This window comes from Mesorhizobium sp. P5_C1, assembly GCF_054049815.1.
This window is the reverse complement of the sequence record NZ_JBFULQ010001354.1, coordinates 1-606: the sequence shown is the minus strand read 5'-3', so window position 1 is coordinate 606 and position 606 is coordinate 1. Positions and strand designations below refer to the sequence as shown.

1 protein-coding gene is annotated in these 606 nt (G+C 56.6%); it reads left to right on the top strand.

All coding sequences use genetic code 11. The annotated features are described in order from the left end of the window. Nucleotides 1-357: 357 nt before the first annotated feature. Nucleotides 358-606, top strand: a 249-nt coding sequence (locus tag ACXJ7R_RS35775) for a hypothetical protein (RefSeq protein WP_457155895.1), incomplete at its 3' end; no start/stop codon positions are given.

The window sequence follows — 606 nt, the reverse complement described above, 5'->3', positions numbered from 1 at the left end:
GTGTTCGGTCAACCGGTGAGACGGCTTTTAACTCCCTTCCGCCAACTTTGTTCCCGAAGCCCACAAGGCTTAATGATCCCACGCATTTATCTCTTCTTCGGCGCAGAGCCCCAAGTGAACCTCGAAGCGTGCGCCAACCCTCAATCGTGTAGTCGTCCGGATGCTTAGCGTGTCTAAGACGTCTTCCCGCTTGCTTGCGCCGCGCGGATTTCCACCACGGCCTTCGTGCTCATAAGAACGCTGATGCCTCGGCGACGGCCCAGCGCGATGTTGCGGCGGCGGAGAGAAATCTCACAGCTAGTATGGAGCGGTCACACAGCCGGGCAGCGGCGGCGCCAGCCCTTAACCGGCGAGTCGGTGACAGAACTTATTCTCGCGATTGCGGAGTGTATCGTTCTACATCCCAACCATCCGATCTTTTTTGTGCCTGTTGGAGGGCTTTCATTTTTCGGTCATTCCACGGTTTCGACGATCGGCTTTGCCAACGCCTCGCCTTCGGGAACTGGCTCGTTTGAGAAACCGCTTGGCGCTCTTGTCAGCGAGTCGGAGCGCGATAATTTTTGTTGGGAGGGGACCTTCGATCCACAGGAGTTGACCATGAAATAC